We start from the raw sequence: 8,854 nt of genomic DNA, 5'->3' as shown, positions 1-8,854 counted from the left end.
GGCATATCACCAGAACACGATGTTCTCGCTCCCGCAAGCGGTTAGCGAGAACAAGTAGCTGGCTCGTGGTGCCGGAAATTTGGTTGCTAGAAACGATCTGTACGATGTTCATCGTTCGCGCAAAGCCTCAAGCCGCCTTCGTGAGTGGACAGGAGGACCGGGCGGCACCGCGTTGAACGCTCTGAAAAATCCTTCCTTAAAGATTACGCACAAATTCCGGCATGGTTTCTCGCAAAGCCAACAGAGCGCCCTGGTGAATTTCGCTCGTTGCATCAGGCCACGGTAGTATAGCACGCCCACCACACGGAGTCAAGCGAAAGCGATTCGGAGCGATGTATCTCATCCTCCTCGCTTCCCTAAGGAAAAGCGCTTCTGGCTTGCCGCCTTTGTTGAGAAACTATGGCGTGCCTCATCGCTCGGCTGCACTGGCGGGTTGCCACAGCAGCCCTTTACCACTTGCAGGGTCCACAAAAACACCGCAAACGGTGATGGGGTCTTTGGAATTAAGAGCCCGAATCTGCACTATGACGCTTCCGGTAAAGCGAAAGCGCAAATAGGCGCCATTTCCGAAGTTGTCTACAACCTGCGAGGCCAGCGGATGGCCTTGGATATCGTAAACGTCCACTTCATAGCTCCAGCCTAGCCGCGCATAGTCGAGAAAATAGAGGCTTAAACGATGTGGCTGCGCATCGGTTGTGTTGACCCGTAGAAAGAGCGGCAGCATCTTAAAGTGATAGACGTTCAGTTGATGAGGAACGGGCACAAGTATCTTGGCGGCGGCAAAGGCCACCGGCGCACGCTCGGTAAGCCCATTCGCTCCCCAGAGCACGCGCTTATCCTCCACTTTAGGCTGTTTTGTGAAGGCGAAGCTTACAAACTCGCTTTCAAGCACATCGTTTCCAATGGCGGAGGGGCGCCAATGTTCAAACCCCGTGCCTCGTTGCACGGTGACGGTGGGCAAGAAGAAGCTGGCCGTACCGTCTCGAAGGGGGATAAGAAAGCCCTGTTTGCCGTAATGCCCTAACCAGTCGCCTTGCGTGGTGTCATCTCGTCCCTCGTAAACCGCCTGTGTGCCCTCGGTGCCTTCAGGCACGATCACATAGAGCCGCTGTAGGAAGCTGAGCCGTTGTTGGCCTTGGAGGGCCAGCACATTCCATTGAAGCAGCGCGTTGTGGGGCATCGGCGGCAGTTTTAGGGTGAATGTGAGAGTGCGTTGGGCATGCGGCTTTAGAATGAGCGGCCTAGTGGCTATGGCAAGCTTATGTGGTGCACCCTTTTTTAGAAAATAGAGCGGTTCACTACGTAGAAAGAGCGTTACGGTGTGGCTACTTGCATTGGTAACAGCCACCGGTAGGTGTACAAGGGCTGCAGCAGGCAGCGTTGGCATCCAGCGAGGGCTTTCGCCAAAAGCGTTTGGCTTCAGCGCCTCCGCCGGATAGGTCGGTACACTTAACTCCACAATGTCGGCCCACACCCCCTTGGCTCCGCTCAAACCGAGCAAGAGGGCGAGCGTAAACACTGTGAGGCCTCGTTTGCAAAGCAGCTTGGGGTTGTTTTTCATAGCTATCCACTTAAAAGAAGTGAAGGGGGTTATGGCAAACATAGTGTTCGAGTTTCGGAACGGGGTGGGAACTCATGTAAAGATATTGAAACACGATGCGCCATCCACACCCCAACAGCCACTGCAACATCACCTCATTGCAGCCGGGGATGGCGAGGTAGGGTTCAACGCGTGCGAGATGCCCACTTATATGGGGATGGAGCCGTGCTACGTGCAGCACATGCAGCACCATGCGCGGCAGGTCGGCGGGATTGAGGGCAAGAAAGGGGCCGGTAGAGAGCGGACCATAGTAGGCATAGCCAACCGGCTCTCCGGCCTGCGCTCCCCCACCGGCCTTACGAAACAGGCGGGCTGCCCCCTCCGGCCCGCCGGTTTCGGCGATCCAATGGAGATGTTCTGGCAAACGGGTATACCCCAGAATCGCTCGGTCGAGGCGGTCGAGCACGGCAAGAGTTACCGGATTGGCCTCCATAGGCTCCGCTAAAAGCGGCTCTTCCGAGGAGTCGTGGTTTGAACTGCTTGGTGGAGCAACTGCATCGAGGATGGGGCCGTGGGATTGGTGGGGGTGAAGCGACTCCGCTTGCCCTCCTAAAAGCAGCATGGGCAAGCGTGGGAAACAGCCGGCGAGGCGAATGTAGAGCGAATCGGCGGCAGGATGATAGGAGGCGAGGATAAACCGAGAGGAGGCGCCGGCCTCCTCTCCATCTTGGAGACAACAGCGCAGAAGCGTACGCCCGATCCCCTGGCGTTGGTAGGCGGTCAGCACAAAGAACTCGGTAAGCTGCCATACCCCGTCTCGCACCATACTGTGTGCGTATCCTACGATGCGACTTCGGCCAAACCGTGGTGTATCCTCGGCCACCCAGTAGCTGGAGTTCGGCGCAGAGCGAAGATGACGCCGTGCCCTTACGTGTTGGCTCCAGCTCATGTCGCTGCCCATGGCACGACGCATTACGTCGAAAGTATCGGGTTCGTCCTCCGGCGTGCCCCGCCGAAAGGTGATGGAGCGCGAAACGCGCTCGGCCTCCACAGGCCGTGTTGGGGAAGTCACCTCACAAACTCCTCTTCGGCCTTAACAGGAAAATGTTGCGTAACCTCACCGGTTCTATCCTCGTGCATCTGCGAGATCGGAAATAGAGTATACACATTTTCCGCCTGCACTTCGATACGATGTTTCCCAGGGGATAGGCTCTCCAATGCGGGCCGATAGGCATCCCCATGCAGATGGGTTGCCACCGGCTTGCCGTCTAACATCACGGTGAACGTGGTGGGCGCATAGCCGAGATAGGCCCACCGAAAGACCAGTGCTCCCGGCTCCTTCTTTGGCGGAGCGAGGGCCAGTAGGCCCTGTTGCTGGGTGGGATGATGATAAAGGAAGATCGCCGCCTGTGTGAGATTAAGGTACAGATAGCCCCAACCGCCCTTGCCACGATAGGCAGGGGTTGTTAAGGAAGTCGGTTCAATGTCGTTAGAGAGTTCAGGGCTATAGCTATCCATATACATATCGTGCTTTTGCCCATAGCCCGCTCCCTCCGGTTGCCCAGCAAACTCGTTCCATTGGCAGATAAGCAGAAAGCGAGGCCTTACCGCAAAGGCGGTTTGCCATTCCTTGAGGTAGGTATAGCCGTTCTCATGCCCCATCGCTTGCGGATAGAGCCATCCCCCATCTCCAAAGAAAGCGATGGTAATGGTGAGCGCCTCCGGCTGGCCTCGATAGTAGGTTGGGACGGGAGTTATGCTGCCGTCCATCCACGACCAGTAGCCGAAGCGCTCGAAGTGGCAGCTTTGAAGTTGGCTGGCCATCCAGCGCACGGTGAACTGAGGGGCCAGGATAGGAGGCTGCCCCTGCAGATCGCCCGGCCCAGGCCCGTTGAAAAGCACGATCAGCGGCTTACCGTAGGCATCTAGCCAGAGGTCACGATAGGTCGGATTCGCCAAATAGTGCTGGTAGACCCATGCTATCTCCTCATTGAGCGCTGTTGTGGTGGTTGAAGGACCGTTATTTAACCCTAGTAGAAGCGTGATTTTGGGAACCGAGAAGCCCTCTTGCTGCAGCTTGGCCGCCTGTTGAAACAGCACATCGGTTCCCCGTATAAGCTCATCCACACCCGGCGCATGGTCTTTCCAATGCTGTATTCCCCAGAGGTTGTTCGACCAGTCCACCAGAATGAAATCTATGCCGCACCGGATCATCCAGAGGAGATGTTGCCGCGCCACAAGCGGGTCGAAGGAGCTGTAGGTGCCTTCCACAGGAATAGCCTCGGCGGTGTTCCACGTGGCGTTCAGAGGGGTAAACCACGGTTCCCACTCAATGCCCACGAGGTGCGCCGGATCGCATGGCAGCTTCTGCTGAGGATGCCATGGAGTAACCTTCACAAGCACGATGTTCGAGCGAGGTGTGTTGGCGGGGCATGGAGTATCGGTGGTAAAAGCGCTGAAAGCCTTCAGGCCTGGCCACCCCGTTATATCTCGCGCCCAAACGCCCTCACCCACTTTAGCCACCACCACCGCCGGCGTAGCGGAAGCCGTAGGTTGGGGCCATTGGGCGGGTCGCGTCAGGCTTGCCTGCCAAGCGGAATCGGTCACGATAGAGGCCGATTTGCCGGAAGACAAGCCCATGTCGAGGCGTGCTAAAAGGCCTGCAGGGCCGGAGCCGTTGTAGCATTCCACCGCCAAACAGTTGGTGCCTGGATGTAGGTAGCGTTGCAGTGAGCCAACCGCATGCACCTTATGAAAATCCGACCCGGTCGCAACGCGCTTGCCGTTAAGGTAGGCCGTAAACCGATCGTCACAGGTGATATGGAGGATGGCCTCCCTAGGCTTTTGTGGGAGGGTAAAGACGCGCCAGAGCCACACCGTTTGATGATCTTGCAGCGTTGAGGCCCATATCCACCAAGCCGAAAGCGGTTGAGAAGAGGAGGCCTGTGCCACCTGAAGGCGGGCTAGGCCGGGAAGAGGCAACGGAATGGAGTAGGTCGCTTGCCCTAGGGCATCGGTAGTGATCTCCGCCCCCCAACGGCGCCCATTCCACAAAGGCCAAAGCTTCACACCGACAGCGGGCACACCCGGTGCACGAAAGGCCTTCACATGAAGCACAACGCTTGTGCCTTCCGCTATCTGCCTCCGATCGGCTCGGAGATTGAGGGTTATCGGGGTCGCAGCCCCCCATGGGGCAGCAGCCCCCAAAAGCAGGAGCCAGACGCCTACCCAGCCTAAATGCCGGCAACAACAACGCATTGTGTGTGAGCTACCCTTTCCGAGTCGTGATTGTGTTTCTTTTTCTCTACGACGCGGGCGGTTTCCTGCCTTGGGGGGCTTTCTCGTCTGCTTGCTTGTTAGCTCTCCTTTCTTGTGAGAGCAGGGCGTGCCTTTGGCCTGCGAAAATTCCGTAGAAAAAAAGTGTGGGAGCATCCCGCAATTTGGGAACATTGAACATGATACTGTGCGTACATATTAGTGGAACACACTAAAGAGGTGTGCCAATAAGAATATAAACTCAAAAGGAGGTGACGTCTATGGCCCGCAACAACGGAAACGCCTTGACCGTGCGATCGAACGAGAACGTGACCCGCTGGAACCCCTGGGCAGAGTTTGACCGAATGCATCGCTACATGGACGACATCTTCGCCTCGCTGATGGGCTACACGCCGCTGAGCCGAGTGCTCGGATCCACCGCCTTCGTGGGTGATCCGGAGCTGTCGCCCGATGTCTTCGAGACCGACGAGGAGATCGTCTTCGTTGTGCCGCTGCCGGGCATCAACCCGGAAGACCTCCATATCGAGGCCACAACCGATACCATCTCCATCCGCGGCGAGCGCAAACCGTTCTATCAAGCGGAGAACGCGGTGCAGCATCGCCAAAGCCTCTGGTCGGCTCGTGGCACGGGCAGCTTCCAAATCTCCTACACCTTGCCGGTTGAGATCAACCCCAACAAGGTGGAAGCCAACTATCGCAACGGCGTGCTAGAGGTTCATCTGCCTAAGGCGGAGGCTGTTAAGCCCAAGACCGTCAAGATCAACGTCAACAAATAGTTTCCAGGGGAAGCTGCGAGGTGTCCTATTCTCACCTCGCTCTCCAGCGTGAACAAACAAAGCCGAAGGAAAAGCCGCTGTCTATGGTGAATAAGCTAGAAGACTAGCTTAAATCCATAGGAGCGGCTTTTTCCTTATGTCAACCTCCCATGTTCTACGCACAGCGCTTCAGCGCCTTCGCGCCGCGGCCGATCGCGCTCTCAACGGCTTTCCCTCCGTTACCTGGCAACGCCTTGCCGGCCCGGGGGAAGGCACACCTGTACTTCACGGCACCGGTTCTTTTGAAAATCTTTTTGTGGAACCGAACACCGTAGTTCTTCTCTCCACAAAGCTGAACCTTCCCAAAACGGTAGCAGGCGTATCCATCGTCGGAGAACCGCTGCAAGGAACCCTCTTTACGCTCTACCCTACCCGCATTACCTGGAACGGCAAACCCGTGTTTGAGGACGACAGCCTCTCTGTAGCCGCCGGACCGGCGCTTTTTACCATCGTTCCCGCCCTGAAGGAGGGCGACAACGGCGAGTTGCGTTTCGAAATGCGTGTCCCGAACAATCAGGTGATCGGGTGGTACCAGCTACGTCTGACCACACCCAGCCTACGTAACCGTTTCGAGAAACTCGATATCCTTTGGGCGCAACTTGCCCTCGCTCACGAATTCGCGCAAACCGAAACCGAACACCGCCTCGTGCAAGAGGCTGCCGCACTCGTTCCGGAAATAAGCGACGATACTTCCCTCGATCAGATAGAGGTACTCTCTCAACAGATCGTCACGGTTCTCTCCCCACTGCAAAACCCCATTGCAGACATGCGGGTTCACCTTATCGGCCATAGTCATATTGATATGAACTGGCTGTGGACGTGGCCGGATACGGTGCAGGTGATCCTGCGCGACTTCAAGAGCGTCCTGCAGTTAATGGAGGAGTTTCCCGAACTTACCTTTTCGCATAGCCAACCGGCAACCTATGAGGTTGTACGCCAAGAAGCGCCCGACCTCTTTCAAAAGGTGCTTGAACGCATTAAGGAGGGACGATGGGAGGCCACCACCGTGGCCTGGATCGAGAACGATTCGAATATGTCGTCGGGCGAGGCTCATGTCCGTCAGATGTTAGAAGGGGTACGCTACTCACAAACGGTGCTCGGCGTAACACCAACGACCTATCATGCCCCCGATACCTTTGGGCATGCCGGCAACATCCCACAGCTTGCAGCTTCCGCCGGAGCCGAGCGCTACTATCACCATCGCGCGAACCCAGGTCAGGCACAGCTCTGGCCTGCCTACTGGTGGGAAGGGCAAGATGGGACGCGCATTTTGGCCTTCTCTACCCCTTCCTACAACGGAGAGATATACGCTCGTGACCTGGCCGAAGCGGCCCTTCGAGCCCACCAAGCCGGGCATCATTGCGCGCTGCACTTCCACGGCATCGGCGACCACGGCGGCGGCCCCTCACGCCAAAACCTAGAGGCCTTGCGCCGCTTCCAGAAAACCCCTCTGCTTCCAACCGCATTCTGCAGTCGCCTCGATAGCTACACAAGGGAGCTTCTGCAACACCACCCTGTCCTGCCCGTGCATAGGGGGGAAAGCAGCACCATCTTTGAAGGCTGCTACACCACCCATGCCGACACAAAGTACTATAACCGTATGGGAGAAAACCTGCTCTGCACCGCCGACACAGTAGCAGCCCTTGCCGGTCAGAACGCTACAGAGGCGTTGAGCGAGGCCTGGCGTACCGTCTGCTTCAACCAGTTCCACGACATTCTCGACGGCTCGGCCATCCATGAGGCCTATGAAAAGAATCGCGAGGATTTCCTGGCCGTAAAAGCCACAGCCCAACAGGTAATACAACAGGCCCTCGATAAGCTCGAAAGCCCTCTGCCTCCAGGTGTCATCGCCGTTACAAACGCGCTCGGTTTTGAACGCACGGATGTTGCCCGGCTTGAGGGGTGGAATGGAACGCCTCCGGCCGCCCTACAGGGGGCGGATGGCACGCGGCTTCCCCTGCAAATAACGACGGAAGGTCTGCTTTTCACACCCACCTTAGGTGCCTTTGAAACGGCCGGCTATCAGCCCGTGTACGATGCAGTGGCCTTTCCCGTCCTCGCGCCAGAACCGGCTTACGCTCCCGTAGACCCGCGCTCAGCAGCCCCTCCAGCCGATGCCGAGGAACATGCGCCCTACTATCGCATCGAAACCCCGCATTTCATTGCCTACATCCGTAGAGATTGCGGCATCATCGTGAGCCTCTACGATAAACGGGCAGGCAAAGAGTTGGTAGGCTATGGCCTGCGGCGTGGTAGCGATTACTTGGACTCGGCTCGGCCCGACCTCGCCCTTGGCGTTCTTCAGCTTGTGGACGAATATCCTCACGGTATGGCTGCGTGGCATTACGACGAAGTCTATCAAGAGTTCAGCCTGATTCGTGGGGCGACAACGCGCGTCTTGGAAACGGGGCCGGTACGCTGCGTTCTGGAGACGCGCCATACGGTTCGGAAATCGGTCATTACCCAGAAGATTATTTTCTATCAGACTCTGCCTCGAATTGACTTTGAAACCCACCTCGACTGGCAAGAGGTGGGCAATCCGCAGGTAGGCATTCCTAACCTCAAAGTAGCGTTTACAGCGCGTCTGTCCGAATGCCAAGCCTGGTTCGAGACGCCCTATGCCGCCGTGCGTCGTCCGGCAGATGGGCAAGAGGTTCCCGCGCTGCGTTGGGCATGGGTTGGCGGAACGGAATACGGCATCGCGCTGCTTAACGACAGCAAATACGGTTACGATGTGCTTGGGTGTCGGCTACGCATGAACCTTGTACGCACCGCCTATGAGCCTGATACCTGCTCCGATGTTGGCACGCATCAAGTTCGCTATAGCCTCTATCCCTATCCAGCCTTCTGGCCCGAAGCCGGGGTCATAGAGGCCGCGGCCGGTTTTAACCAGCCCCTCATCGCAAGAAAGGCGAACGGCCAAAATGCCTCCCATTCGATCTGCCGCCCCTATCTTGCCCCAGGCACTACGGTGAAGATCGGGTGTTTGAAAACCGCGCATGACGGCAACGGGATGATCGTTCGCCTCTATGAGAGCGCCGGGCGCTCCGGCATCGCCCTGCTGAAAGGCCTGCCGGAAGGGACTCAGGTCTGGGAAACCACCTTGCTGGAAACGGAGGGACGGCCGTGCAATGTAACCCAAGGAGTTCTATCGCTCTCTTTTCTGCCTTGGCAGGTTAAAACGCTCCGCCTGTTGTTGCCACAAGGATAGAGCTTTGGTGGG

Annotated in this window: 5 protein-coding genes; 2 read left to right on the top strand and 3 right to left on the bottom strand. The window is 57.3% G+C overall.

What is annotated here, in order from left to right; translation table 11 throughout:
• Window positions 1–409 precede the first annotated feature (409 nt).
• The 3 genes from VKV29_RS10860 to VKV29_RS10850 are packed head-to-tail and all read right to left on the bottom strand — an operon-like array spanning window position 410 to window position 4,798.
• Entirely contained in the window at window positions 410–1,561 is a 1,152-nt protein-coding gene (locus VKV29_RS10860; protein WP_324201329.1) for a hypothetical protein, read from the bottom strand.
• A 10-nt stretch (window positions 1,562–1,571) separates the two neighbouring features.
• A complete protein-coding gene (locus VKV29_RS10855; protein WP_324201328.1) occupies window positions 1,572–2,612 on the bottom strand; it encodes a GNAT family N-acetyltransferase in 1,041 nt (346 codons plus the stop codon).
• Entirely contained in the window at window positions 2,609–4,798 is a 2,190-nt protein-coding gene (locus VKV29_RS10850; protein ID WP_324201327.1) for a hypothetical protein, read from the bottom strand. The genes VKV29_RS10855 and VKV29_RS10850 overlap by 4 nt, the downstream gene beginning before the upstream one ends.
• A 278-nt stretch (window positions 4,799–5,076) precedes the next feature.
• Between VKV29_RS10850 and VKV29_RS10845 the strand changes: the two genes are divergently transcribed.
• Both VKV29_RS10845 and VKV29_RS10840 read left to right on the top strand, forming a co-directional pair.
• Window positions 5,077–5,592 carry an Hsp20/alpha crystallin family protein gene (locus VKV29_RS10845; RefSeq protein WP_324201326.1) on the top strand — a complete coding sequence of 172 codons (516 nt, stop codon included), beginning with the start codon at window positions 5,077–5,079 and terminating at the stop codon, window positions 5,590–5,592.
• A 136-nt stretch (window positions 5,593–5,728) separates the two neighbouring features.
• On the top strand, window positions 5,729–8,842 hold the full coding sequence (locus tag VKV29_RS10840; protein ID WP_324201325.1) for an alpha-mannosidase: 3,114 nt from the start codon (window positions 5,729–5,731) through the stop codon (window positions 8,840–8,842).
• Window positions 8,843–8,854: the final 12 nt, after the last annotated feature.

Source organism: Chthonomonas sp., from assembly GCF_035294165.1.
Lineage (GTDB): Bacteria > Armatimonadota > Chthonomonadetes > Chthonomonadales > Chthonomonadaceae > Chthonomonas.
This window is presented reverse-complemented; position numbering and strand designations above follow the sequence as displayed.